Source organism: Pelagibacterium sp., assembly GCF_965249125.1.
Lineage (GTDB): Bacteria > Pseudomonadota > Alphaproteobacteria > Rhizobiales > Devosiaceae > Pelagibacterium.
In genome coordinates, this window is record NZ_OZ252217.1 from 2,016,633 (window position 1) to 2,042,120 (window position 25,488).

Annotated in this window: 19 protein-coding genes; 15 read left to right on the plus strand and 4 right to left on the minus strand. The window is 59.0% G+C overall.

Annotated features, from left to right (window positions below):
- Positions 1 to 81 precede the first annotated feature (81 nt).
- Positions 82 to 651 carry a TRAP transporter small permease subunit gene (locus ACP148_RS09930; RefSeq protein WP_421950746.1) on the plus strand — a complete coding sequence of 190 codons (570 nt, stop codon included), beginning with the start codon at positions 82 to 84 and terminating at the stop codon, positions 649 to 651.
- A complete protein-coding gene (locus ACP148_RS09935; RefSeq protein WP_421950747.1) occupies positions 644 to 2,029 on the plus strand; it encodes a TRAP transporter large permease in 1,386 nt (461 codons plus the stop codon). Before ACP148_RS09930 ends, ACP148_RS09935 begins: the two co-directional genes overlap by 8 nt.
- A 398-nt stretch (positions 2,030 to 2,427) precedes the next feature.
- On the opposite strand, the gene ACP148_RS09940 is transcribed toward ACP148_RS09935, so the two are convergent.
- Positions 2,428 to 3,531, minus strand: coding sequence for a TRAP transporter substrate-binding protein (locus ACP148_RS09940; RefSeq protein ID WP_421950748.1), 1,104 nt, complete (start codon positions 3,529 to 3,531; stop codon positions 2,428 to 2,430).
- A gap of 268 nt (positions 3,532 to 3,799) precedes the next feature.
- Here ACP148_RS09940 and ACP148_RS09945 point away from each other — a divergent pair, with 268 nt between their 5' ends.
- The 7 genes from ACP148_RS09945 (at position 3,800) to ACP148_RS09975 (ending at position 13,055) form a co-directional block, all read left to right on the plus strand.
- Complete coding sequence (locus ACP148_RS09945) at positions 3,800 to 5,176, plus strand: cache domain-containing protein (RefSeq protein WP_421950749.1); 1,377 nt, start codon at positions 3,800 to 3,802, stop codon at positions 5,174 to 5,176.
- Positions 5,173 to 5,814, plus strand: coding sequence for a response regulator (locus ACP148_RS09950; RefSeq protein ID WP_421950750.1), 642 nt, complete (start codon positions 5,173 to 5,175; stop codon positions 5,812 to 5,814). The genes ACP148_RS09945 and ACP148_RS09950 overlap by 4 nt, the downstream gene beginning before the upstream one ends.
- Positions 5,815 to 5,910: 96 nt before the next feature.
- On the plus strand, positions 5,911 to 7,035 hold the full coding sequence (locus ACP148_RS09955; protein WP_421950751.1) for a microcin C ABC transporter permease YejB: 1,125 nt from the start codon (positions 5,911 to 5,913) through the stop codon (positions 7,033 to 7,035).
- 2 nt (positions 7,036 to 7,037) lie between these two features.
- On the plus strand, positions 7,038 to 8,132 hold the full coding sequence (locus ACP148_RS09960) for an ABC transporter permease (RefSeq protein WP_421950752.1): 1,095 nt from the start codon (positions 7,038 to 7,040) through the stop codon (positions 8,130 to 8,132).
- 4 nt (positions 8,133 to 8,136) lie between these two features.
- Positions 8,137 to 9,744 (plus strand): ABC transporter ATP-binding protein, encoded by a 1,608-nt coding sequence (locus ACP148_RS09965; protein ID WP_421950753.1) that lies wholly within the window; start codon positions 8,137 to 8,139, stop codon positions 9,742 to 9,744.
- Between the two features lie 141 nt (positions 9,745 to 9,885).
- Positions 9,886 to 11,739 carry an extracellular solute-binding protein gene (locus tag ACP148_RS09970; RefSeq protein WP_421950754.1) on the plus strand — a complete coding sequence of 618 codons (1,854 nt, stop codon included), beginning with the start codon at positions 9,886 to 9,888 and terminating at the stop codon, positions 11,737 to 11,739.
- 56 nt (positions 11,740 to 11,795) lie between these two features.
- On the plus strand, positions 11,796 to 13,055 hold the full coding sequence (locus tag ACP148_RS09975) for an NAD(P)/FAD-dependent oxidoreductase (protein WP_421950755.1): 1,260 nt from the start codon (positions 11,796 to 11,798) through the stop codon (positions 13,053 to 13,055).
- Between the two features lie 105 nt (positions 13,056 to 13,160).
- Here the strand turns inward: ACP148_RS09975 and ACP148_RS09980 are convergent, their stop codons facing one another.
- Positions 13,161 to 15,287: a putative bifunctional diguanylate cyclase/phosphodiesterase gene (locus tag ACP148_RS09980; RefSeq protein WP_421950756.1), complete on the minus strand. Its 2,127-nt coding sequence runs from the start codon at positions 15,285 to 15,287 to the stop codon at positions 13,161 to 13,163.
- 210 nt (positions 15,288 to 15,497) lie between these two features.
- Here ACP148_RS09980 and ACP148_RS09985 point away from each other — a divergent pair, with 210 nt between their 5' ends.
- The 6 genes from ACP148_RS09985 to ACP148_RS10010 all read left to right on the plus strand — a co-directional run bounded on the left by ACP148_RS09985 (position 15,498) and on the right by ACP148_RS10010 (position 23,083).
- Entirely contained in the window at positions 15,498 to 15,644 is a 147-nt protein-coding gene (locus tag ACP148_RS09985) for a hypothetical protein (protein ID WP_421950757.1), read from the plus strand.
- A gap of 94 nt (positions 15,645 to 15,738) precedes the next feature.
- A complete protein-coding gene (locus ACP148_RS09990) occupies positions 15,739 to 16,899 on the plus strand; it encodes an alpha-hydroxy acid oxidase (protein WP_421950758.1) in 1,161 nt (386 codons plus the stop codon).
- Positions 16,896 to 17,759, plus strand: coding sequence for a carboxylating nicotinate-nucleotide diphosphorylase (gene nadC, locus ACP148_RS09995; RefSeq protein WP_421950759.1), 864 nt, complete (start codon positions 16,896 to 16,898; stop codon positions 17,757 to 17,759). The genes ACP148_RS09990 and nadC overlap by 4 nt, the downstream gene beginning before the upstream one ends.
- Before the next feature lie 141 nt (positions 17,760 to 17,900).
- Positions 17,901 to 18,473: a helix-turn-helix transcriptional regulator gene (locus tag ACP148_RS10000; protein WP_421950760.1), complete on the plus strand. Its 573-nt coding sequence runs from the start codon at positions 17,901 to 17,903 to the stop codon at positions 18,471 to 18,473.
- A 93-nt stretch (positions 18,474 to 18,566) separates the two neighbouring features.
- Positions 18,567 to 19,775, plus strand: a complete 1,209-nt coding sequence (locus ACP148_RS10005; protein WP_421950761.1) for an efflux RND transporter periplasmic adaptor subunit — start codon at positions 18,567 to 18,569, stop codon at positions 19,773 to 19,775.
- Complete coding sequence (locus tag ACP148_RS10010; RefSeq protein WP_421950762.1) at positions 19,772 to 23,083, plus strand: efflux RND transporter permease subunit; 3,312 nt, start codon at positions 19,772 to 19,774, stop codon at positions 23,081 to 23,083. The genes ACP148_RS10005 and ACP148_RS10010 overlap by 4 nt, the downstream gene beginning before the upstream one ends.
- Before the next feature lie 30 nt (positions 23,084 to 23,113).
- On the opposite strand, the gene ACP148_RS10015 is transcribed toward ACP148_RS10010, so the two are convergent.
- A complete protein-coding gene (locus ACP148_RS10015; RefSeq protein ID WP_421950763.1) occupies positions 23,114 to 25,006 on the minus strand; it encodes an ABCB family ABC transporter ATP-binding protein/permease in 1,893 nt (630 codons plus the stop codon).
- 52 nt (positions 25,007 to 25,058) lie between these two features.
- Positions 25,059 to 25,385 carry an ArsR/SmtB family transcription factor gene (locus ACP148_RS10020; RefSeq protein ID WP_421950764.1) on the minus strand — a complete coding sequence of 109 codons (327 nt, stop codon included), beginning with the start codon at positions 25,383 to 25,385 and terminating at the stop codon, positions 25,059 to 25,061.
- Between the last annotated feature and the right edge of the window lie 103 nt (positions 25,386 to 25,488).

Here is a 25,488-nt window from a genome sequence, read left to right on the forward strand (position 1 = left end):
GCTGATTGCTTGCAGTTTTCCCGCGCGCCAACTAGCGGTACTATCGATAAAAACAAAACCCTTCCAAGGGAGGAGGAGCGAATGCGCGCGCTCGCCTTAGCGGTTCAGGCCATAGGTGGCCTGAACAGACTAGTCGGCAATATCGTTTCGTGGCTGGCGGCTGGCGTCGTTGCCGTCTGTTTCGCGGTGGTTGTCCAGCGATACGTCTTCAATACGACCTTTCTGTGGATGCAGGACCTTTATGTCTGGCTGAGCGGCGCCATGTTCACCGCGATCGCCGGGTTCGCACTGTTCCGCGACGATCACGTGCGCGTGGATATCTTCTACCGCCCCGCCTCGACAAAGCGGAAAGCCGTCTTCGACATCATCGGCGTGGTCATTTTCCTGTTTCCGTTCATGTACGTGGTGTGGAACTGGGGGCTGGTTTATGTGCGCCGTTCCTGGAGCTTTTTCGAAGCATCCCAGAATATCGGGGGCATGCCGGGCCTGTTTGTCCTCAAGACATTCATCCTTGTGTTTGCGGCTCTGGTCGCCCTTCAGGGCGTGGCGATGATCGCCCGGGCCATTCTGGTTCTGGCGGACAGGGAAGACCTCCTTCCTCCACTGTATCGCTACAAGGTCGAGACCGACGAGGAGACGCCTGTTGTCTAGTGTTCTGATTGGCGAGATTCTCTCGGGGCTCCTGTTTTTCGGCGTGATCGGCTTCCTGCTGCTGGGTTTTCCGGTGGCGTTCACCCTGGCCGGTACGTCGCTGATCTTCGGCGCGATCGGGTATTTCTTTGGCGTGTTCGATTTTTCGAACATGGGAAACCTCATGGGCCGCTATATCGGCTACATGACCAATGAGGTGCTGGTGGCAGTGCCCCTGTTCATCTTCATGGGCGTGATGCTCGAAAAGTCCAAGATCGCCGAGCAATTGCTTCTGACCATGGGCAAGCTGTTCGGGCGACTTCGCGGCGGACTCGGAATTTCCGTCATCGTCGTGGGGGCGCTGCTGGCGGCGTCGACCGGCGTGGTTGGGGCAACCGTCGTCACCATGGGGCTAATCTCTCTGCCGGCCATGCTGAGGGCCAAATACGATCCCAAGCTCGCTTCGGGCGTGATCTGCGCATCGGGAACGCTGGGGCAGATCATCCCGCCGTCGACCGTACTGATCTTCATGGGCGACATGCTCTCCTCGATCAACGCGCAGGTGCAGATGGCACAGGGCAATTTCGCGCCCGTGCCGGTGACCGTGGGCGATCTGTTCGCCGGCGCCTTCATTCCCGGCCTTCTACTGGTCGGGCTCTATGTCGGCTGGATGATCTTCAAGGCGATCACAGATCCGGAAAGTTGCCCGGCAACGCCGATGACCGAGGAGGATCGCAAGGGGATCGTCAAGGACGTTGTCGTTGCGCTCATCCCACCACTGGTTCTCATCTTCCTGGTTCTGGGATCGATCCTCACCGGTATCGCCACGCCGACCGAAGCCGGCTCGGTGGGCGCAGTCGGCGCCACGATCCTGGCGGCACTGCGCTGGCGGTTGTCGTTCAGGGTATTCCGCGAAGCGGCAATGGCCACCGCAACGATCACCTCGATGATTTTCATCATCCTGTTCGGGGCATCGGTGTTTTCTATCGTCTTCCGCGTGATGGGCGGCGACAATCTGGTTCATGAATTCCTGGCCAACCTACCGGGCGGCGCCGTCGGGGCGATGATTGTCGTGATGCTCATCATGTTCGTGCTCGGGTTCATTCTCGACACGTTCGAGATCATCTTCATCATCATCCCGATAACAGCGCCGATCCTGCTGGCACTGGGCATCGACCCGATCTGGCTCGGCGTGATGGTAGGGGTCAACCTGCAGACAAGCTTCATGACGCCGCCCTTCGGCTTCTCGCTCTTCTATCTGCGGGGGGTAGCGCCAGGCAGGGTCACGACCGGCATGATCTACCGAGGAGCGCTGCCTTTCGTGGGGCTGCAAATTCTGGCGATAACCCTGTTGTTCCTCTTCCCGCAGCTCATCACCTGGCTGCCATCGGTCAACTGATCGAACACGCCAGCCAAATCACAGGGGCCCGCCGGCATACCCGGCGGGCCTCTTTTCTTTTTTCCCACACTCTGCCTAGAGCATTTCAGCGCTTCTTCGAATCGCTCCAATTGCTCTAAGTCCTTGTTTTGTCGAGCTTCCGAACCGGATAAGTGGTGCCCACTTATCCTGGAAGCGCTCTAGCAGGCTGTTGAAGCGATTCCGGGAAGCGCTGAAATGCTCCATCTACCGCCGCCAAGGCCCCCTCACCCGCCGCTTCGCGTCGACCTCTCCCCCAAGGGAGAGGTGAGCGGACTTCCGATTCAGTGAAACTCCGAACCGCTCTAGGGTCGGGACGAAAGCACAAAAAAGGGCCCGAACCGAAGCCCGGACCCTTATGGCTAAAATTGTCGCCGGAATCAGTCGAGCGTAAAGTACTGCTCGCGAGCCCGAAGGAATAGCGAGTCGGTGCCATCGGTCTTCTGACGGACGATGTTGAAGGCTTCGACATAGCTTTCGGCAACGCGCTTGGTGAGTTCGTCGCCATTGTCACGAATGTCGGTCAGGATTTCCTTGGCGGCGACCGCACCGGCTTCCATGATCTCGTCAGGGAACTGGCGAACGGTTACACCATGATCGTTGACCAGAGTCTGGAGTGCGCGCGGGTCATTTGCCGCGAAGTCGGATGCGACTTCGTCATACTCGGCCTGACAGACGAACTTCACCAGTTCCTGCAGATCCTGCGGCAGTTCCTGGAACTTGGCCTTGTCGACCACAAGCTCAGTTGCCAGCCCTGGTTCGATGAAGCTTGGGAAATAGTAGTTCTTGGCGATCTGGTAGAAGCCAAGGGCAAGATCGTTGTAGGGGCCGACGAATTCGGCGGCGTCGAGCGTGCCGTTCTGTAGTGCGGCGAAGATGTCGCCGGCAGCCAGATTGGTAACCGAGGCGCCGAGCTTTTCCCAAACCTGGCCACCGAGGCCGGGAGTGCGGAAACGCAGCCCCTGAACGTCGGCGACGCCGGTCAATTCATTGCGGAACCAACCACCGGCCTGCGTGCCGGTATCACCGGACAGGAAGCCCTGAACGCCGAACTGGTCGTAGATGTCATCCCAGATTTCCTGGCCGCCCATGTGGCGCACCCAAGCAGCGAGTTCGCGGTTGGTCATGCCGTAGGGGACGCCGGTGAAAAACGAAAGGCCCTGGCTCTTGTTCTGCCAGTAGTAGGCTGCGCCGTGGCTCATTTCGGCCGAGCCGTCGATGACGGCGTCGAGGGCCTGAAGACCCGGCACCATCTCGCCGGCAGCATAGACCTGGATCGACAAACGGCCACCTGAAGCGGCGGTGATACGATCGGCGAGGCGCTGAGCGCCAACACCGAGACCGGGGAAGTTCTGCGGCCAAGTGGTGACCATGCGCCAGGTGATGTTGCCTTGGGCAATGGCCGGGGTGGCGAGCGTAGTGGCTGCAGCTGCAACGCCCGCGGTCGCGGCGCCGGCCTTCCTGAAGAAGTCGCGTCTTTTCATAATGTCCTCCCTATGGTGCTTTTGCACCGGCTAGAAACGGTTTAAGGCCGCGCTTCGAGAGCCGCCACCGTCTTTCAAGCGCATCTTCGAAGCGCAGGGCAAAAAAGACTGTATTTGCCTGCCTCCGTCGAGGGCCCGGTTCCATAGGTTACCTGCTTTATTTCCAAAGGCTACCCAGTTTTACGCAGTAAGTGATAATGGTGGCGCGCGCTATCGGCTACAATCGCCGTGACCGGCCAACGATCCGGGCGGAGGAGATGTTTACATTATGCAGTTCCGGCACCAGATCCTGGCACTCGCGATCGTTCCGTTGATCCTTGCCATCGTTGCCATCACCTGGTTGGTGACATGGCAATCGGCCAGCCTCGCGCGCGCAAGCATCGATACGTTCGAACGCAATATGGTTCAGGCCAAGCAGGACGAGTTGCTTAACCTCACCAACATGGCGCTGTCGGCCATCGATGGAATTTACCGTGACGCCGGACAGAACGATGAAGTGGCCCAGGAACAGGTTAAGGCCATCCTCAACGCGCTCGATTACGGCGAGGACGGATACTTTTTCGTCTATGACTATGATGGCGTCAACATCGTTCACCCAAGACAAACCTATCGCCCCGGCCAGAACTGGCTGGACCTGACCGATCCCAATGGTGATCGGGTGATCTACAATCTGATCGAAAAGGCCAAGGAAGGCGGGGGCCTTCATTCTTACCTGTGGGAAAAGCCATCGGCCGGAACGATCGCCGAAAAAGTCTCGTTTGCGGTCGGTTTGGATAAATGGGAATGGATGCTGGGCACCGGCGTCTATCTCGACGATGTCTTCGCGCAGACCGCCGCAGCCCACGAGGATCTCCGAAACACCATCAACTCAACATTCTTTACAATCGTTCTCATCGCCGTGCCGGCGGTGTTGCTGGTGTTCGGGAGTTGGATGGTGCTCAATCTCCATGAACGCCGGCTCGCGGACAGCAAACTCAAGGAGTTGACCCAGCGCATCATCGACACGCAGGAAGAGGAACGCACACGCATCGCACGCGAGCTCCATGACGGCATCTCGCAAATCCTTATCGGCGTGCGCTACGCCATCGACCTGGCAAGGCGAAAGGTTGAGAATGGCGCCGAGGGCGCTTCGGAAGCCATCGGCAAGGGGGCGGACGCACTGAATGGCGCCATCAAGGAAGTGCGGCGCCTCAGTCACGATCTGCGCCCTGGCGCTCTCGACGATCTGGGCCTTTCAGCCGCACTTGAGGCCCTGACACACAATTTTGCCGAGCGGACCGGAATCAAGGTCACGCTGGAGGCTGTTGCCTTCAAGAACATGCTTTTGCCCGAAGCCCGGACCGCGCTCTACCGCGTGGCCCAGGAGGCGCTCAACAATATAGACCGACACGCCAATGCCAGCGAAGTTACCCTTGCGCTTTCCAGCCCCCACGGCCGCGTGCAGATGGTGATTGCCGATAACGGGAAGGGCTTTTCGCGCGATACCGGTGCCCAGCGCGGGCTCGGCCTGCGCAACATGGCCGAGCGCATGGCGCATTTTGGTGGCACGATGCTGGTAGAGCCTTCCCCGAACGGCACGACGCTCAGGGCCACCCTTCCAAAATCGGTGTTCATTCGCCAGTCCAAGCTCGCCGAGGTCGCATGAGCGTTCCCAGTCCCATCAAGGTCCTCCTGGTCGACAACCATCCTCTCGTGCTCGATGGGCTAAGGGCCATCCTGGAAACCTACGAACATATCGATGTGGTTGGTGCCGCCCCAAGCGCGCTAGCGGCTCTCGATATCGCGCGGGATGCCGAGCCCGATGTGGTTCTCATGGATATCAACATGCCCGAGCTCAACGGCCTGGATGCGATAGAGCTGTTCAAGGAACAGTGTCCGGCCACCAAATTGCTGATGCTTTCGATGCATGACAGCCGCGAGTACATCTCGACATCGGTAATGTATGGGGCGTCGGGCTACATCCTGAAGGATGTGTCGACCGAGGAGATAATCGAGGCCATAGAGACGGTAGCGGCGGGCGGAACATTCTTTTCGACCGGCGTTTCCGATGTCTTGCTCGAGCGCGGTGACAAAGCCCAAAAGAGCAAGGCGCTGACCACGCGTGAGCAAGCGATCCTGCTTCTGATCGCAGCTGGCAAATCCAACAAGGACGTAGCTGCGACCCTCGATATCTCCGCGCGGACGGTCGAGACCCACCGCAAAAACATAAAGAAAAAGCTCGGCATTGCCACCACCGCGGGCCTGACCCGCTATGCCATCGAGAACGGGCTTGTCGGAGGATGACCGCGAAGTCGTGACCGTATCGCGATCACAAAGCACTTGGCCATCGGTGACAAAACCGACATGGTTGTCCTTGTGACTCGCTGACCTGGACCGCCTATGGCCGCCTATATTCTGCGCCGCCTGCTTTTGATGATTCCAACGGTATTTGGGATCATGGTGGTGTCGTTTCTCGTCATTCAGTTTGCACCGGGCGGGCCGGTGGAACAGGCGATTGCCCAATATTCGGGTACCGACGTTTCCGCACTGTCGCGCATAACGGGAACAGCCCAGGGCGATTTTTCCGGCCAGAGCGGCCTCGACAACAGCGCAGCAAGCAGTTCAGGCAGTGAACCCCAAGGCGTCTATCGGGGTGCGCGCGGACTTCCGCCTGCCTTCATAGCACAACTGGAAGCCCAATACGGCTTCGATAAGCCACCGCTCGAACGCTTCTTTTCGATGATCTGGGATTTTCTGCGCTTCGACTTTGGAGAGTCCTACTACCGGGACATTTCGGTCATTGATCTCGTTGTCGAAAAGATGCCCGTGTCGATTTCGCTCGGGTTATGGATGATGCTGATTTCCTACGGCATTTCGATACCGTTGGGGATTGCCAAGGCGGTGCGGGATGGGTCGCGTTTCGACATCTGGACCTCCGGGGTGGTCATCATCGGTTACGCCATCCCAGGCTTTCTGTTTGCCATCCTGCTGATCGTGCTGTTTGCGGGCGGGAGCTTCTGGTCGATCTTCCCGCTGCGCGGACTGACATCCTCCGGCTTTGCGTCCATGCCGTGGTATCAGCAGGTCCTCGATTACGCCTGGCATCTGGCCCTGCCGATCGCGGCCATGGCCGTTGGTGCGTTTGCGACATCAACGCTGCTGGTCAAGAACTCGTTTCTCGATGAGATCCGCAAGCAGTATGTCGTAACGGCGCGCGCCAAGGGACTGACCGAGCGTCGGGTTCTCTACGGCCACGTTTTCCGCAACGCCATGCTGATCGTGATCGCAGGTTTTCCCGGCGCGTTCGTTGGCGCGTTCTTTGGCGGATCGTTGCTGATCGAGACAATCTTCTCACTCGACGGGCTCGGGCTGCTCGGATTTCAGTCTGTCGTAACCCGCGACTACCCCGTGATCTTCGCCACGCTCTACATCTTCTCGCTCGTGGGCCTGGTTCTCGGGCTCATCTCCGACCTCACCTATATGTGGATCGATCCGCGCATCGATTTCGAATCACGCGAGGTTTGAGCTTGGCTGTTTCGTCCATAAACCAGCGCAGGCTCGCCAATTTTCGTCGCAACAGGCGGGGGCATATCTCGTTCTGGATTTTCGCGATCCTGGTGGTCGCCACTCTCGTTGCCGAAGCCATCAGCAACGATAAGCCGCTGGTTGTCTCGTATCAGGGCGAACTGCTGTTTCCGGTGGTCATCGATTATCCCGAGAGCAAATTCGGCGGATTTCTCGCGGTGACGCAATACAGGTCTTCGGTGATCCAGAACGAAATCGAAGAGAATGGCTGGGCCCTCTGGCCATTGTTCCGGTTTTCCCACCGTACCGTCGACACCGCCCTGCCGAGACCGGCACCGACCCCACCGAGCTGGCTGATGAGCGAAGAGGAAAACTGCGCGCGCTATCGTCAGGGCGTTGATGATCCGGGGTGTATTTTTGGCAACATGCATGTGCTGGGCACCGACGATCAGGGGCGTGATGTGCTGGCGCGGCTGATTTACGGGTTCCGGATTTCGGTGCTGTTCGGGCTGACGCTTACAATTCTGTCGTCGGTGGTTGGCATCGTGGCGGGAGCTGTGCAGGGCTATTTCGGGGGTTGGACGGATCTCCTGTTTCAGCGCTTTATCGAAATCTGGACCTCGATCCCCTCGCTCTATCTGCTGCTCATCATTTCCAGTGTGATCGCGCCGAGCTTCTGGGTACTGCTCGTCATCCTGCTGTTGTTTTCCTGGGTTGCCCTGGTGGGTGTGGTGCGCGCGGAATTCCTGCGCGGGCGGAACTTTGAATATGTCAACGCGGCCCGGGCGCTGGGCGTGGGCAACGGGATGATCATGTTCCGGCACCTGCTGCCCAATGCGATGGTGGCGACGGTCACCTTCGTGCCCTTCATTCTCGGCGGTTCGATTACAACGCTGACGGCGCTCGACTTTCTGGGCTTCGGTCTGCCGCCGGGGTCGCCGTCGTTGGGAGAGCTTCTGGCGCAGGGCAAGAACAACCTTCAGGCGCCCTGGCTCGGGCTGACCGGGTTCGCCGTGATTTCGGTAATGCTGAGCCTTCTGGTCTTCGCCGGTGAGGCGGTGCGAGACGCCTTCGATCCACGCAAGACGTTCGGGTGATGGCATGACCGATCCGTTGCTTTCCATCCGCAATCTCGACGTTTCCTTTCAGCTCGGCGAAAGGCGGATCGATGCCGTCCGGGACGTCAGCCTTGACATCTCATCGGGAGAAACGCTGGCACTCGTCGGGGAGTCCGGGTCGGGAAAATCGGTGACCGCATTGTCGGTGCTAAGGCTCCTGCCCTACCCATCCGCCACTCATCCCAAGGGGCAAATCCTGTTCAAGGGCACCGACCTGCTTACCACGGATGACAAGGCCCTTCGTCGGGTGCGCGGCAATGACATCGCGATGATCTATCAGGAGCCGATGAGTTCGCTCAATCCGCTCCACACCATCGAACGACAGGTCAGCGAAGTGCTGGCGGTCCATCAGGGGCTGGGCCGGAGCGCGGCGCGCAGACGCGTTCTGGAATTGCTCGATGCCGTGGGCATTCCCGATCCCCAAACACGCCTCGCTTCATTTCCCCATCAGCTTTCGGGCGGCCAACGCCAGAGAGTGATGATTGCCATGGCGCTGGCTTGCGAGCCGGATCTGCTCATTGCAGATGAGCCGACAACGGCGCTCGATGTAACGGTGCAGGCGCAAATTCTCGACTTGCTGAAGTCGGTACAACGACGGATGAGCATGGCCATGTTGTTCATCACCCATGACCTGGGCATCGTGCGCCGGATGGCCGACAAGGTCTGCGTGATGCAGGATGGCGAGATCGTCGAACGAGCCGACACCGAAACGCTGTTTGCCAACCCGCAGCACGCCTATACCAAACAGCTACTTTCGTCAGAGCTTTCGGACATCAAGCAGATGACTGCAATGACTGGAGGACCGGTCATGGCAGTGAACGACCTCAGGGTCTGGTTTCCCATTAAGCGCGGATTGCTCAAACGGACGGTGGGTCATGTCAAGGCCGTCGACGGCGTCGATCTTGTTGTCAGGCATGGCGAAACGCTTGGCGTGGTGGGAGAGTCCGGATCGGGAAAAACGACGCTGGGGCTCGCCATGCTGCGCCTGATTTCGTCGGAGGGACGGATCGTCTTTCTGGGCGATAACATCGCCGGCAAGAAGTCGCGCGCCATGCGGGCCTATCGCGCCGACATGCAGGTGGTCTTTCAGGACCCCTACGGCTCACTTTCGCCGCGCATGAGCGTCGGCGACATCATCGCGGAAGGTCTGGCCGTCCATTTCCCACATATCAAGGCGCGAGAGCGAGACGATAAGGTCAGGGCGGTTCTGGCCGAAGTCGGGCTGGACCCGGAAATGCGGCATCGATATCCGCACGAATTTTCCGGAGGACAGCGCCAGCGGATCGCCATTGCCAGGGCACTGATCCTTGAACCGAAATTCATCGTTCTGGATGAGCCGACGTCGGCGCTCGATATGAGCGTTCAGGCGCAGATCGTCAACCTGCTGCGCGATCTGCAGATGCGCCACGGGCTGACGTATGTTTTTATTTCCCACAATCTGAAGGTTGTGCGAGCCATCGCCAACGAGATCATCGTGATGCAGAGTGGCAAAATCGTCGAACGGGCAGAAGCGGAGGCGCTGTTTTCCGCGCCTCGGCACCCTTACACCCGCACTCTCTTGGCGGCAGCCCTCGATGTGGCCATCGAATGAGATATTATCGCGCCTGCCAGCGCATCAACGCATGAAACTTGCGCCAAGCACGGCCCGCTCCCGCAAAAGTGGTATCCACTTTTGGACAAAGCACACTAAGATCGACAACAATCACCTCTGCCGCGAAAGGGGACCAACGCCATGAAGACCTTTGCTTTTGCCGCCACCATGCTGACCGCCTTGTCGCTTTCCGGCGCGGCGGCTGCACAGGAAGATGCGGGCTGGGTACATGCCATTGCCCTGGATGGAACCCCCAAATACGAAGTCGGCTTCGAGATGTTCGACTACGTCAATCCCGATGCGCCCAAGGGCGGCACGGTGCGGCTTCCGGCGCTGGGCGGGTTCGATACCTTCAATCCGATCCTGCCTCAGGGCGAGTCGGCCACCGGACTGGGGCTAGTCTATGAAACGCTCATGACCGCCAGCGCAGACGAAAACTCGGTTTCGTATGGATTGCTGGCAGAAGCGTTGCGTTATCCCGACGATTTTTCGTCCGTAACCTTCCGGCTCAATCCGCGCGCGCATTGGCAGGACGGAGAACCCATCACGGCCGATGATGTGCTCTGGAGCTTTGAGCAGGTGACGGAGATTTCCCCCATCTATTCGGAATACTACGCCTCGGTCGACGATGCGGAAATCACCGGTGACGGTGAAATCACGTTTTACTTCAGCGAAACCGGCAACCGCGAACTGCCCTACATCATGGGCCAACTCCTGGTCTTGCCCCAACATTGGTGGGAGGGGGAGAACGCGGAGGGTGAACCCCGCGACATCGCGGCCTCCACTCTTGAACTGCCGATGGGATCAGGGTCCTACGCCCTGTCCAGTTTCGACGCTGGCCGGACGGTGACCTACACGCGCGATCCCGACTATTGGGGTGCCGGCGAGCCGGTCAATGTGGGCACGTCCAATTTCGACGAGTACCGTATCGAATATTTCCGCGACACAACCGTCATGTTCGAAGCGTTCAAGGCCGACGAGTTCGACTGGTGGACCGAAAATATCGCGCGGCGGTGGGCCACCGCTTATGATTTCCCCGCGGTCAACGACGAGCGCGTCGTGCTCGAGACGTTCGAGAATGGCTACAACGCTTCTGGCGTCATGTGGGGCTTTGTTCCCAACCAGCGCAAAGAGAAATTTCAGGATCCGCGCGTCCGCGAAGCCCTCAATTACGCTTTTGACTTCCAGGAGCTGAACCGGACACTGTTTTACGAACAGTACCGGCGCATCGATTCCTACTTCTTCGGCACGGACCTCGCCGCGCCTGACGGCCCTCCGGCAGGTCTTGAGCTTGAAATTCTGGAAGAAGTTCGGGATCTGGTTCCCGCCTCGGTGTTCGATACGCGTTTTGCCAATCCTGTGGGAGGAAGCGAGGAAGCGCTTCGCGACAACCTCCGAGAAGCCCTGCGGTTGTTCAACGAAGCAGGATACACGCTCGACAGCACACGGCTGGTCGACGCCAATGGCCAGCAGTTCAGCTTCGAAATCCTTTCCTATGACAACACAATCGAGCCAGTGGCTTTGCATTGGGCCGAAAATCTCAACGCAATCGGCGCCAACGTGACATTGCGGGTGGTCGATACGCCGCAATATACAAATCTTGTCCGCTCGTTCGACTATGACGTGATCTATACCCGTTGGGCCCAGTCGCTCTCACCGGGCAATGAGCAGCGCTATTTCTGGGGCTCTTCATCCGTCGATGAGCAGGGATCGCAAAATTATGCCGGTATTTCAGACCCGGGTGTGGACGCGCTCATCGACAGGATCGTTCTGGCGCCCGACCGGGAAACACTTGTCGCAGCAACCCACGCGCTCGATCGGGTATTGCTGGCGATGAGCAATGTGGTGCCCAGCTATACGATCACCTATGCCCGCACGGCACGCTGGGACCGGTTCAGCCATCCCGAAACCCTGCCCGAGTTCTCAATCGGCTTTCCCGATGTCTGGTGGTGGGATGAAGAAAAGGCCGCGGCGACTGGCGGAAATTCACAATAAATGAAAGACCTGCGCGCGGCGCGGGTCATCAAACGCAAGCTCTGGAAAGTTTGACCATGGCTCAGGACGTCATCGTTATCGGTGCCGGCATCGTCGGTGTATCGACTGCAATTCACCTGCTTCGGCGCGGCCGGAGCGTATTGCTGATCGACAAAAACGATCCTGGCCGGGAAACCTCATTTGGCAACGCGGGCATCATTCAGCGCGAGGGGGTGCGCCCGCATGCGTTTCCGCGTGATCTTTCGACGTTGATGCAGGTGGGCCTGCATCTCTCCACAGCGGCGCGCTACGATCCCTTTGCCCTGCCCCGGGTCACCCCAGCCCTGCTTCGCTATTGGTGGAAATCTTCGCCCAATCATTACAGCCATGTGGTCAAAAGCTACGCGCCGCTGATCGCCCGGTCCATCGATGAGCATTCCGATCTGATCTCGGCATCGGGTGCCCAAGATCTGGTTATCAAGAAAGGCTGGTATCTGGCGTTCAGGACCGACGAAAAGCTCAAGGCCGAAGCGACCAAGGCGAAAAAGGATCTCGAACTCTATGGAATCAATCACACGGTGGTCGACGGCTCGGAAATAAGGGAGATAGAGCCCGATTTCACCGAGCGGCTGGCCGGAGCGATCCATTGGACCGACCCCTGGACGATCCGCGATCCGGGTGCCTTGGTTGCCAGATATTTTGAGCTTTACAAATCGCTGGGTGGCCAGTTTCTCGACGGAGAGGCAACGGGTCTCGAGCAGAATGGCGACGAATGGGCGGCTAGGGTGGCCGATACGCGGTACACGGCCCGCGAAATCGTGGTGACCCTGGGTCCATGGGCTCCCGAAGTCCTGGAGCCACTGGGGTATCGCCTGCCGCTGTTCGTCAAGCGCGGCTACCATATGCATTACGGGGTAGAGGGAAACGCCAAGCTCAACAACTGGCTAATCGATGCAGAAGTCGGGTATTGTCTCGCGCCCATGGCGCGAGGCGTTCGCCTGACAACCGGCGCCGAGTTCGCATTGCGCGACGCAGCACCCACCCCGATCCAGCTTGGCCGCGCCGAAGCCAGGGCACGGACGCTTTTCCCCCTCGGGGAACGGCTCGATCCGCAACCCTGGAAAGGCGCCCGCCCCTGCACGCCGGACATGATGCCGATCATCGGGCCAGCGCCCAAACATCGGGGCCTTTGGGTGGGTATAGGCCACGCCCATCACGGTTTTACACTTGGCCCGGCCACCGGACATCTGCTGGCGCAAGCCATGACCGGCGAAAAGCCCGCAATCGATATCGCCCCGTTCAGGATGGACCGATTTGCGGGAACTGTTCCCCGGTAGGCTAGAGCATTTCAGCGCTTCTTCGAATCGCTTCAATTGCTCTAAGTCTTTGTTTTGTCGCGCTTCCGAACCGGATAAGTGGTGCCCACTTATCCTGGAAGCGCTCTAGCCGTTGATGGTCAGTCTCGGCTCGACCTCCATTGGCGGAGCGAGCCGCGTAATCAGTTCGAGTGCGTCTTTTGCCGGAAGCGGGCGAGAGAACAGGAAGCCCTGAATTTCGTCGCACCCATGGGCACGGACGGCATCGAGCTGGGCTTCGGTTTCAACCCCTTCGGCTGTCGTGGCCATCCCCAGGCTGCGGCCAAGGGCAATGACCGCCTTGATAATTTCGAAATTGGCGTCCTTGGATCCCACGTCCTCAATGAACGAGCGGTCGATCTTGATCTTGTCGAATGGAAAGGCCCGAAGGTAGGAGAGCGAGGAATATCCGGTTCCGAAATCGTCCATGGAAATTCGGATGCCCATGGCGCGCAGGGCGTGCAGGGTCTCCAGCATCTGATCGGAATCACTAAGCAGGACGGATTCGGTGATCTCCAGTTCGAGCCGACTTGCTGGCAGGCCAGCTTCTTCCAGTGCTTGCTGGACACTTTCCATCAGTCGGCGGCTCTTGAACTGCACCGGTGACAGATTGACCGCCACGCGGATATTGGTGGGCCAAGTCGCTGCCGTCAGGCAAGCCTGTTTGAGCACCCATTCTCCCAGTTGCACTATAAAGCCAATTTCCTCGGCCACGGGTATGAACTCGACCGGTGAGACAAAGCCCATCTCCGAATGCTCCCAGCGCAACAGGGCTTCCATGCACGAGATGCGATTGCTTTCCAGGTCCATGAGCGGCTGGAAAACCAGCCTGAATTCATCACGGGTCAGTCCCAGCTTCAGACCGCTTTCGATAGCGCGGCGGTGCTGCATGGCCGCGTCCATGCCCTTCTCGAAAAAGCGGTAATTGCCACGGCCGTCGCTCTTGGCGCGATAGAGGGCGAGGTCGGCATTTTTCATCAGAGCCTCGCCGTTTGCGCCATCGGTGGGGGCCACCGCAATTCCGATGGATGTGCCAATAATTACGCGATGCCCTTCTATTTCCATGGGCTGGCTGATCGCTGCGATCAGCCGTTCGGCGAGCGCTGCCGCGTCGTTAGGGCTCTTGAGCGGGCCGGCAAGCATGGAGAATTCGTCGCCGCCCAGCCGAGCCGCGCATTCATGCTCCCGCTTGGTATGGTTGATGCGTATGGCAACTTCCTTGAGAACAGCGTCGCCTACGCCGTGCCCCAGCGTGTCGTTGATCACCTTGAAGTGGTCGAGATCGAAGCACAGGATGGCCATCATCTCGCCGCGGCGGATGCGGGATTCGGCCATAGCCATTTCTTCGCCGAACAAGGTGCGATTGGGCAGATCTGTCAACGCATCGTGGCGCGCGAGGTGATGAATGCGGGCTTCCGAACGCCGCTGCTCGGTGATGTCCTGATGGGTTTCGACCCAGCCGCCATCGTCCATTGGCTGGTGAACCAGAGAAATGATCTGGCCATTCTCAAACTCGCAAATGTCCACGCTGCGCCCGCGATCGGTGATGGTTTGCACCCGGCGCTGGAGGAACGCCATGGGGCCCTCCTTGGGGCGCATACCATTTTCGAACCGATAGTCGAGAATGTCGGTCAGAAGTGTGCCGGGCCGCTGAAGGTTCTGCGGAAGATCGTAGAGCGTCGCGTAATTGGCGTTGCAGATCACCAGCTTGTGGTCGGCATCTATCATGCACAGGCCATGCGCCATGTTGTCGACCGCCGTTTCGAAACGAACGGCTTGCTGAGCAAGATCGGCCTCCCGTTTGGATAGCGCCGTCAGGTGATCGCGGGCGTCGGTGATATCTTCATGGGTGACCAGCCAGCCAGTGCCGGGACGACCCGTGTAAGTGGTGCGTATGGTGCGATCGCGAAGATGCTGCTCGTACTGGGTTGGGCTCTCGCTGCGCTGCTGCCGCGCAAAACGACCAAGCATCGCATCGTAAAGTTCGTCGACGCTGTAGCCGAAATAATTGCCTGCATCGATTACGGCACGACAGCAGTTGCGCAGGCTCATACCGGCTTCAAGCGTGTCGGGCGCAAGGCCGAAGGTCCATGCATAGCGGGCGTTGAACAATTCCAGCGTCAGGTCCTCGCTCCAAACGCACAGGCCATAAGGCATGGCTTCGAGCGCCGCATCGACCGCACGCGTATTGTTCTTTCCCCTGCCGCCCGACATCTGCGTTCCCCCAACGAGCCATCCTCGAATTGATGGCGCATCATGGGGCGCACCCCTGAAACAACAATGAATCCGATTGGTGGATTTGCGGATTTCGTAGCGAACACTCGCGGGCGGTTAACGCGCCTTGAGGAACCGAGTCGCCTGTTCGGCGTTTCATGTCTGCATTGGATGCACCGCTTTATAGTTAAGATGTTTTTGGAGAATTTAATGAGCCGCAACACCCTTTATCTGCTGCTTGGTGCTCTGATCGTCGTGGTTATCGGCTTTGCCATTTATGCCTATCAGCAGGAATCCCAGCCCGACGGCGTTCAGATCGAACTCAACGAACAGGGCATTTCCGTAGAAGGAAACTGATACCGGTGCCCCTGCCGGGATAATGGTACTTTCCCCACGCCCCGCTCCCCGCTATTGAGTGCATGGTTATCCATGACAGTGGGAGGCGGGACGAATGGGTTTTCCGGCACAGACGATTGGGGATCTCAAGGACCGCGCGAGACGCCGCGTACCGCGGATGTTTTTCGATTATGCCGATTCAGGCTCATGGACGGAAAGCACCTACAACGCCAACGAGGACGATTTCTCCAAGGTGAAGTTTCGCCAGCGCGTTGCCGTCGACATGACCAATCGCTCGCTGGCCTCCACAATGATCGGGCAGGACGTCGCCATGCCCGTCGCTATAGCTCCGACCGGTTTCGGAGGGATGCAGCATCCCGACGGGGAAATGCTGGGGGCCAAGGCGGCACGCGCTTTTGGCATTCCCTTCACGCTATCGACAATGAGCATCTGTTCGATCGAAGACATATCCGAGGCAACCGGAGGCGCGCCGTTCTGGTTCCAGCTCTATGTGATGCGGGACCGCCAGTTCATGTACAACCTTATCGACAGAGCCAAGGCGGCCAATTGTTCGGCGTTGGTGCTTACGCTCGATCTGCAAATTCTGGGGCAACGGCACAAGGACGCCCGAAACGGGCTCTCGGCTCCCCCCAAGATCAATATGAACACCATCTGGCAACTGGCCTCGCGGCCTCGGTGGTGCTTGTCGATGCTCGGAACACGGCGTCACACCTTCCGCAATATCGTTGGCCATGCTGAAAATGTCGGTGACATCTCGTCCTTGTCCTCATGGACGGCTGAGCAATTTGATCCCAAGCTCAACTGGTCCGATATCGAATGGATCAAGGAGCGTTGGGGCGGAAAGCTGATCCTGAAGGGCATCATGGACGCGGAAGACGCCCGCATGGCGGCAGCTTCGGGGGCCGATGCGATCATTGTCTCCAATCATGGTGGGCGCCAGCTCGACGGAGCGCCATCCTCGATCGCGGCACTACCGGCCATCGTAGAGGCGGTGGGTGACAAAATCGAAGTACACATGGACGGCGGCATCCGCTCCGGTCAGGACGTGTTGCGGGCAGTGTGCCTTGGCGCCAAAGGCGTCTATATCGGGCGCCCATGGCTCTACGGACTTGGAGCCGGCGGTGAGGCCGGGGTCAGACAGGCACTCGAAATCATCCGCAAGGAGCTCGACGTCACCATGGCGCTTTGCGGCGAGCGCGATATTGCCAATGTGGGCCGGCACAACCTGGTCAATCCCGGCGTCTTTTCGTCATGACGAGAGCTCATCCTCCCATGCTCGCCCGCCACGTCATGGAACGCTCCATCAACGCAGCGCTTGCCGAGGACCTGGGAGAGGCCGGGGACATCACGTCTCAGGCAACGATCGGGCCGAACGCAACCGCAGTCGCGCGCATCAACGCGCGCAGCGCAGGCGTGATTTGCGGGCTCGAGTGTGCAGTTGCCGCCTTTTCGTTGGTAGGGCCGGGCCTGGAAACAAAACAGTTTGTTTCAGATGGGGCGATTATCGGCTCAGGAGATGCCATTCTCGAAGTGCACGGCAATGCACGAAACCTGCTGGCCGCTGAACGCACAGCGCTCAATTTCCTGACCCATCTGAGCGGCATTGCAACCTTGACGCGGAGCTTCGTACTGCAGACAGAAGGCACCAATGCCCGTATTTGCTGCACGCGAAAGACGACTCCGGGACTGCGGGCCCTGGAAAAATATGCTGTCAGGTGCGGCGGTGGACATAACCATCGCTTCGGGCTGAACGACGCAATCCTCATCAAGGACAATCATATCGCGGTCGCCGGTGGCCTACCCGCGGCCATAGACGCGGCACGGTCCTTTGCCGGCCACCTTGTCGCGATCGAAGTCGAAGTCGATACGCTCAGCCAACTCGAAGAGGCGCTTGGCGCCGGCGTCAACGCCATTCTGCTCGACAATATGGATGAAGATACGCTAGCCCAGGCCGTTGCCATTGCCGCAGGGCGGGCCAAGCTGGAAGCGTCGGGCAATGTCACTCTTGAGCGCGTCGCAGCAATTGCCCGGACGGGCGTCGATTATATTTCGACCAGCCGGATCACAAGCGCATCGGTGCCGCTGGACCTTGGGCTCGACATAAGTATCGATTAACGCAGTTTTCTCACTCGAACGTAAGACTTCTCATCGTACGCGGACTGAACAAGATGCGACTCTGGGTCGTATATCTTGGCAAGCGGCGCTCCTTCATATATAGGGCCATCATATTCTCGTTCAGCATATGATCGACGGAACATGAACGTTCGTACCCTATGCCTCTCCTTCCTCTACACCCAGGACGCGAGCGGCTATGAAATTCGCAAGCTCTGCACAGAAGGCGGCGGCGCCTATTTCGTCGAAGCGAGCTTCGGCTCGATCTATCCAGCGCTTGCCAAGCTTGAAGATGATGGGCTCGTAACCTCGCGGATCGAGCACCAGGACGGCAAGCCATCCAAAAAGATCTATTCCATTACCGAGGCTGGGCGGGCCGCATTCTGCGACGCGTTGCATGAGCCTCTGGGCGATGACATATTTCGCAGCCCTTTCCTGCTTTTTGCCCGTTTTGCGCACTTGCTCGATGCCGATCTTGTCAAGTCGCGCATCGATGACAGACTGGCCGATCTCGACGCGCAAATCGCCGAACTCAAAGAGCTACAGCAGCAGATTGAAACCGGAGACGAGCCAAGCCATGCCAACGACGCATGGGTGGTCAGCTATGGCATCAACTGTCTTGAAGTTGCACATCGGCATCTCCATACCCACATGAACTCCCTAATTGCCTCCGCGCGGCGACGCGAAACGCGCATCGGGCAGCAAGCAGCAGAATAGAGGGCGCTGTTTATGCAATTTCTAAAGTCTTTTGGTTTGTCGCTTTTCATTCTTGCCGGAGCCGCAGTTTGGCTGGGTACCGGGACTTTCGTAATGGGCGGCCAGGGCCCCGGTAACGGCGAGCGCTCCATTGTCAGCCTCATTGAAGGCGACGATCATGGCCCAATTTCGACAACGTTGGCCGAAGCCGGCGTGCTCCCCGAACACTCCCAGGAGGAGGCCGAGCTGGCTCGCTTGACAATAGCCGAGCGCGTGGCCCAGACCAACGGTGCTTCGGGGGCTGCTGTATCGGTGCGCACGCAAACGTTCGAGCGCCAGCAAATGCCGATCGAAGTCACGCTGCGCGGCCGGACGACGGCCGCCGCCAACGTTTCAGCGGTAGCAGAAACAGCGGCCGTGGTGGAAACGGTCCACGTCCAAAAGGGTGACCAGGTGGAAGCCGGCGATCTCCTATGCTCCCTGGCCCCGGGCACACGTGCCGCTGCGGTTGCACAGGCCGAGGCAGGGCTTGCTCAGGCGGAGGCCGGACTTGCGCAGGCCCAGCTCGATCTTGAGACCAACACCTCGTTGCGTGAACGCGGCCTGGCTCCGGCCAATACTGCAAACTCGGTCCAGGTGGCTCTGGCCGGGGCCGAAGCGCAGGTTTCCTCGGCTCAGGCCGCGCTTGACAATGCCCGGGCCGAGTTGGATCGCACGGAAATCATTGCCGAAGTTTCGGGACTGGTTCAGGCCCCTATCGCTACCCGCGGCTCAATGCTTTCCCAAGGCGGCGTGTGCGCGACAATCGTTCAACTCGATCCTATCGTATTCTCGGGTTCGGTAGCCGAAGCCAACATTACCCTGGCCAGAACCGGCCTTGCTGCCAGGCTGCATACTGTGACCAATCAGAACGCGACTGGTGAAGTGACCTATGTGGCAGCCAGTGCAGACGATGCGACTCGTTCTTTCCCGGTCGAAATCGAATTCGACAATCCCGATTTTTCGATCCGCGAAGGCGTTACGGCCACCGCAACGGTCAATATGGGAACAATGCCGGGACACCTGCTGCCCCAATCGGTTCTGACCTTGAATGATGATGGCGTTCTGGGCGTAAAATCCGTTCAGGACGGTACGGCTAGTTTTACTCCCATTACGATCGTTTCAGACACCAGGGACGGCGTCTGGGTAACGGGCCTTCCTCAATCCATCGACATCATTACCATCGGCCAGGAATTCGTGATCGATGGGCAGGCCGTGCAGACCGGGCAGGAAGCTGTCTCGGGTGATGCCACGGAGAGCACTGAAGAAGGCGCACCTGCATGACCAGCTTCATCGAGCGCGTTCTGCGCATGCCCCGCGTCGTGATGACAGTCATGGCGCTGCTTTTGCTCGCCGGCGGGCTCTCCTATTCGATCCTACCCAAGGAGAGCTTCCCGGCCATCGACGTCCCATATCTATATGTTTCGATCAGCCAGACCGGCGTTTCGCCGCGCGACGCCGAGAACCTGCTGGCCAAGCCTGCCGAAGAAGAGCTCAACGGGCTCGATGGCCTGGTGAACATGACATCGACCTCGACCACCGGGCACGCCTCGGTGATCCTTGAGTTCGGTGCGAATGTCGAGACGGACCAAGCCCTTATCGACACCCGTGCGCGCATGGATGCCATCAAGTCTAACTTGCCCGAGGATGCGAACGATCCGACGGTGAACGAAATCGATATGGTTGGGTTCCCAATCATCTCGGTGGCCGTTTATGGCGATGTGCCCGAACGCGAGCTGGTGCGCCGCGCCGAAGAACTTCAGACCGTTCTAGAAGGCATTGGCTCGGTCCGCGAAGTAACGCTGTCAGGAGCGCGCGAGGAAGTGGTCGAGGTCACAATCGATCTGATGCGCCTCGAAGCCTATAATCTTACCGCCAATCAGCTGTTCGATGCACTGGCTCGCAACAACCTTGTTGTCGCCGGCGGTACGATCAATACCGGCCAGGGTTCTTTCAGCGTTGAGGTGCCCGGACTCATCAGCAGCGCGCAGGATGTTTTCGAGCTTCCGATCAAGTCCGACGGGAACAATGTCGTCACATTCGGCGACATCGCAAACGTCACCCGTACGCTGGAAGATGCGACCGAATATACCAACGTCAACGGCTCCCCTGCCCTGATCCTTGGTGTGAGCAAGAAGGCCGGCACCAACATCATCGAAGTCTCCGACACCGTCCGGGCTGTGACCGAAGAGACCGCCGCGCAGTGGCCACAGGGTGTGGGGCACAGCTTCTTTCTCGACCAGGCCGAAACCACACTCAGCCTGTTCCGCTCGCTGGAAGCGGCGGTCCTGACGGCTGTGGCGCTGGTCCTGATAACCTGTATCGCCGTTCTGGGTGTCCGCGCCGCGTTCATGATCGGAATGTCGATCCCGCTGTCTTTCATGATCGCGTTTCTCTACATGCAGATGACCGGCATGACGATCAACATGATGGTCATGTTCGGGCTGGTGATCGCCGTGGGCGTTCTGGTCGACGACCCCGTCGTGGTCGTCGAGTATGCAGAGCGAAAGCTGCAGGAAGGTGTCTCCAAGAAAGAGGCCTTCATTCAGGCGATGCATAAGATGTTCATACCGGTCATCGGAGCGACGGCAACGACGCTTGCCGCGTTCGTGCCGTTGCTGTTCTGGCCGGGCATTATCGGCAAGTTCATGACCGATCTTCCCACGATCGTGATTGTGGTCATGTCCGCGTCGTTTGTTTCCGCGCTGATCTTCATGCCGGTTATCGGTGCGGTCATTGCCTCGACGCATGTCGATCCCGAGCGCAAGGAACAAGCCGATATCGTCATGTATCCCGAGAAGTTCCACCCCAAGAAGGTAAAGGGGCTGACCGGGATCTATGTGCGTATCATGTCTATCCTTCTGCGGTGGCCGATCCCGACGCTTATGGTTGGTTTCGGTATCGTGTTTGGCGTGTTTTTCGCCTACGCCGCCAACCCGACCGGAACCGAAGCGTTTCCGGCTTCCGAGCCTGAATATGCAACTGTCGCTGTGGTTGCCCGGGGCAATTATTCGCCGGAAGAAGTCCGCGACATGCTGGTTGAAGTCGAAGACGAACTGATGCAGGTCCACGGCGTTCGTGACATCATCATGCAGTTCGGCACGACCGGCGCCATGGGCACGATGCCGCCCGACACCATCGGCAACTTCCAGCTTCAGCTCATCGATTACAATAACCGGGTAAAGGCTGACGAGATCTTTGCCGATATCCGTCAACGCGTTGCCGACATTTCCGGTCTGCAGGTTCAGGTTCTCGCCACCGAGAGCGGTCCTCCGGCGGGCAAGGACATCAACATGCGCGTGGAAAGCACCAACTACGACACACTGGCGCCGACAGTTGAGCGCATCCGCGAGTATCTTGAAAACGAGATGCCCAACACTGCCGATATCGAGGATGGTCGTCCCTCGCCTGGGATCGACTGGCAGGTAACCGTCGACCGCCTGGAAGCGGCCCGGTATGGCATCGGTGTCCGCGAACTGGCTCCGTACGTGCAACTGGTGACGTCCGGCGTCAATCTTGGCACCTATCGCGATCAGGAAACGGGCGACGAGCTCGATATCAAGGTTCGCCTTCCCCAGGATGAACGAACGTTGGATGCGCTCGATTCCATGCGTATTGCCACATCCGAAGGGATGGTGCCGGTTTCGAACTTCATCCAGCGTCAGGCTGTTCCCAAGGTCGCAAACATCGAACGGCGCAATCAGGTCTATGTGATGCCGATTGCCGCCAATCTGGTCAATTTGCCCGAAGGCGTTTATCCCGCCACTCGGGTTGCCGAGTTGCAGACCTGGCTGGATGGGCAGGAATGGCCCGACGGCGTATCCTTTGCTTTCGGCGGTGCGGAAGAGCAGATGGGCGATGCCAACGCATTTATCGGGCAGGCTTTCGGCGCTGCCGTGTTCCTGATCTTCCTGATCCTGCTGCTTGAGTACAACAGCTTCTACCAGGTGTTCGTAACGCTCTCGACGGTATTCATGTCGGTGGCCGGTGTTCTGCTGGGTATGCTGGCCACGGGCATGAGCTTCTCGGCCATCATGACAGGGCTGGGCGTGGTCGCGCTCGCCGGCATCGTGGTCAAGAACGGCATCGTGCTGATCGATACCTATAATGAGTATAACCGGCATCAACAGGTCGAACCGGTCACTGCAATGCTGCTGACGACGGCGCAACGCGTCCGTCCGGTCCTGCTTACCGCATTCCTGACCGCGCTAGGGGTTATTCCCATGTGGGCCAACGTCGAGTTCGACTTCCTGCGGCGCGAGATCGTCGTTGGCGGTATCGCAGGGTCCTGGTTCATCCACCTCTCTGCTGCTCTGGTGAGCGGACTGTTCTTCTCGACGGCCCTTACCCTCATCATGGTTCCGGTGATGATCACGGCTCCCAAGGTCATCAAGAGCCAGGTTGGAAGCGTGTTCAACTGGGTTCGCGGGCGCAGGGCGGAGGCCGCCACGCCCTCCGGCTTCGACGGTATGGCCGTCGAGGTTGCGGGTGACGATGCAACGCAGCGTCACGTGGTGACCAAGGATACCGAACTGATCGAGCGCAACGAAAATGGCGTTACGGTTCTTTCCCGAAGACCCGCCGCCGAATAGCAAAAGGCCCCACACACCGCGGGGCCTTTTTTATTGCGCCGGTTGTTCAGCGGGCTTGCGCGTCACAAACCCTTCGGGATCCTCTTGCGCCACTCTCAAGCGCTCGCTGGCCTCGGCAGCCTCCCGCTGGCGGTTCCACATCTGCGCGTAGAGCCCGTTGCCGGCCAGCAGATCGTTGTGCCGGCCACGCTCGGCAATTACGCCCTCGCGAAGCACTATAATCTCGTCTGCGTCAACAACAGTCGATAGTCGGTGGGCGATGACCAGCGTCGTACGGTCTCTGGCAACTGTATCGAGCGCGGACTGAATCTCCCGTTCTGTATGGGTATCGAGCGCCGATGTCGCCTCATCGAGGATCAGGATGGGCGGCGCCTTGAGAATGGTGCGGGCAATCGCAACGCGCTGCTTTTCACCACCCGAGAGCTTGAGGCCACGCTCTCCGACCTGGGTTTCATAGCCGTGCGGCAAACTTTCGATGAAGTCGCCAATCTGGGCCATTCGGGCCGCGTCGCGCACCTCCTCGTCGGTGGCATCGGGACGTCCGTACCGAATATTGTAAGCGATGGTATCGTTAAACAGCACAGTATCCTGCGGCACCATGCCGATGGCGGCTCGCAGCGACGCCTGCGTCACCTCCCGAACGTCCTGGCCATCGATTGTCACTCTGCCTGAAATCACATCGTAGAAGCGGTATATGAGCCGTGAGATCGTCGATTTGCCGGCGCCCGACGGCCCCACGACCGCGATGGTCTTTCCTGCCGGCACCTCAAAGCTCACGCCCTTGAGAATGGGGCGATCGGGATCATAGTGGAAATGGACGTTCTCGAAAGCAAGGACCGGCCCGTCGATTTCAAGCTGCCCGGCGCCTGGCTTATCCTCAATCTCCGGATTCTGATCGAGGAGCCGGAACATCGCCTCGATGTCGGCCAGTCCCTGACGTATTTCGCGATAGACGAATCCGATCTGGTTGAGCGGCCTATATATCTGCATCATGAAGGTGTTGAGCAGCACAAAATCACCGACCGTCAACTCACCGCGCATAACGGCGAGCGCCGACATGACCGAGAGGGCAATCATCCCGATCCAGAAGATGACCCCCTGCCCGAAATTGAGCCAGCCCAGCGATGTCCAGATGCGAATGGCGGCGCGCTCGTAGCCCGACATGGCCCTGTCGAAACGGTTGGCCTCGAGCGCCTCATTGCCGAAATACTTGACCGTCTCGAAATTGAGCAAGCTGTCGATGGCTTTGGCGTTCGCGTCCGTGTCGCTCTCGTTCATGTCCCGGCGAATGGCAATGCGCCAATTGGATGCCCGCACTGTGAAAACCATATAGAGAACAACGACAGCGGCGAGAACCAGCACATAGGCGATACCGAACAGCCAGCCGAAGATCACCCCCACAATTACGAACTCGACAAGTGTGGGCGCCGTGTTGAGCATTGTGAACCGGACGATGGTCTCGATGCCCTTCGTGCCGCGTTCAATGACGCGGCTCAGCCCGCCCGTCTTGCGCTGCAGATGAAACCGGAGCGATAGCCGATGCACATGCGTGAACGTGCGATAGGCGAGTTGGCGCACAGCGTTCTGGCCCACCGAGGCAAACAGGATATCGCGCAATTGCTGGAACCCGGTATCGACGATCTGGCCCACGCCATAGGCGATAACGAGGATGATGGGCACGGAGAGCCCGAGCAACAGCGCAGCGTCCGGGCCGGAAACGCCGAGCGAGTCGATGATGCCTTTGTAGGCAAAGGGCACCAGCGTGCTGGCCACTTTTGCCAGCAGCAAGGCGCCGATTGCGAGAACGGCCCGCATACGCAGGTCGGGCCGATCAGCTGGCCACATATAACCCCAAAGATTGCGCACTGTGGAAAACAAGGCGCCTTCGTCGGCGCTGACGGTTGATCTTGGCGCCCTGGCCATCAAAAAGCTCCAGTATAGAGGAGGGACGGCGATGGAATGCCGAAAAGAAGCGTCAGGACGCTTCGACTGTCTGACGTTCGCAGTGCGGACTCGACACATCCAGGCCGGAAACATAGTCACTAACGGCGCGGTTGAAGGCGGCAAGCCGGTCGGTACGCACGCAGTAGTTGTTACGTGTCCCCTTTGCACGACGTTCGATTACCCCAGCGTCAAGCAGCACCTTGAGATGCTGGGAAACGGTGCTCTGGGCAAGTGAAAGACAATCGGTGACATCGTTGCAGCAGCAGTTTTCCGCGCGCTGCGCCAAGATGCGCAAAATCTGCAGCCGAACAGGATGCCCCAGGGCCCGCATCAATCCGGCAATATCGTCTTCATGCATAGCTGCGGCTTCCATCGTCGTTTAACGATAGAGGAAAAGCGCGATTGACACAAGGCTGCACTGGCTGCGGTCGGGCGAAGCAGCCCGCCCTCGACAAAAGCTG

What these genes read in the sequence shown, in the direction of transcription:
- ACP148_RS09965 (WP_421950753.1), top strand. Translation starts at nt 8,137, where the DNA reads ATGACCGATCCGTTGCTTTCCATCCGCAATCTCGACGTTTCCTTTCAG.
- ACP148_RS09930 (WP_421950746.1), top strand. Translation starts at nt 82, where the DNA reads ATGCGCGCGCTCGCCTTAGCGGTTCAGGCCATAGGTGGCCTGAACAGA.
- ACP148_RS09950 (WP_421950750.1), top strand. Translation starts at nt 5,173, where the DNA reads ATGAGCGTTCCCAGTCCCATCAAGGTCCTCCTGGTCGACAACCATCCT.
- ACP148_RS10020 (WP_421950764.1), bottom strand. Translation starts at nt 25,385, where the DNA reads ATGCATGAAGACGATATTGCCGGATTGATGCGGGCCCTGGGGCATCCT.
- ACP148_RS09970 (WP_421950754.1), top strand. Translation starts at nt 9,886, where the DNA reads ATGAAGACCTTTGCTTTTGCCGCCACCATGCTGACCGCCTTGTCGCTT.
- ACP148_RS09975 (WP_421950755.1), top strand. Translation starts at nt 11,796, where the DNA reads ATGGCTCAGGACGTCATCGTTATCGGTGCCGGCATCGTCGGTGTATCG.
- nadC (WP_421950759.1), top strand. Translation starts at nt 16,896, where the DNA reads ATGACGAGAGCTCATCCTCCCATGCTCGCCCGCCACGTCATGGAACGC.
- ACP148_RS09940 (WP_421950748.1), bottom strand. Translation starts at nt 3,531, where the DNA reads ATGAAAAGACGCGACTTCTTCAGGAAGGCCGGCGCCGCGACCGCGGGC.
- ACP148_RS10005 (WP_421950761.1), top strand. Translation starts at nt 18,567, where the DNA reads ATGGGCGGCCAGGGCCCCGGTAACGGCGAGCGCTCCATTGTCAGCCTC.
- ACP148_RS09955 (WP_421950751.1), top strand. Translation starts at nt 5,911, where the DNA reads ATGGCCGCCTATATTCTGCGCCGCCTGCTTTTGATGATTCCAACGGTA.
- ACP148_RS09945 (WP_421950749.1), top strand. Translation starts at nt 3,800, where the DNA reads ATGCAGTTCCGGCACCAGATCCTGGCACTCGCGATCGTTCCGTTGATC.
- ACP148_RS10000 (WP_421950760.1), top strand. Translation starts at nt 17,901, where the DNA reads ATGAACGTTCGTACCCTATGCCTCTCCTTCCTCTACACCCAGGACGCG.
- ACP148_RS09985 (WP_421950757.1), top strand. Translation starts at nt 15,498, where the DNA reads ATGAGCCGCAACACCCTTTATCTGCTGCTTGGTGCTCTGATCGTCGTG.
- ACP148_RS09980 (WP_421950756.1), bottom strand. Translation starts at nt 15,287, where the DNA reads ATGTCGGGCGGCAGGGGAAAGAACAATACGCGTGCGGTCGATGCGGCG.
- ACP148_RS09990 (WP_421950758.1), top strand. Translation starts at nt 15,739, where the DNA reads ATGGGTTTTCCGGCACAGACGATTGGGGATCTCAAGGACCGCGCGAGA.
- ACP148_RS10010 (WP_421950762.1), top strand. Translation starts at nt 19,772, where the DNA reads ATGACCAGCTTCATCGAGCGCGTTCTGCGCATGCCCCGCGTCGTGATG.
- ACP148_RS10015 (WP_421950763.1), bottom strand. Translation starts at nt 25,006, where the DNA reads ATGGCCAGGGCGCCAAGATCAACCGTCAGCGCCGACGAAGGCGCCTTG.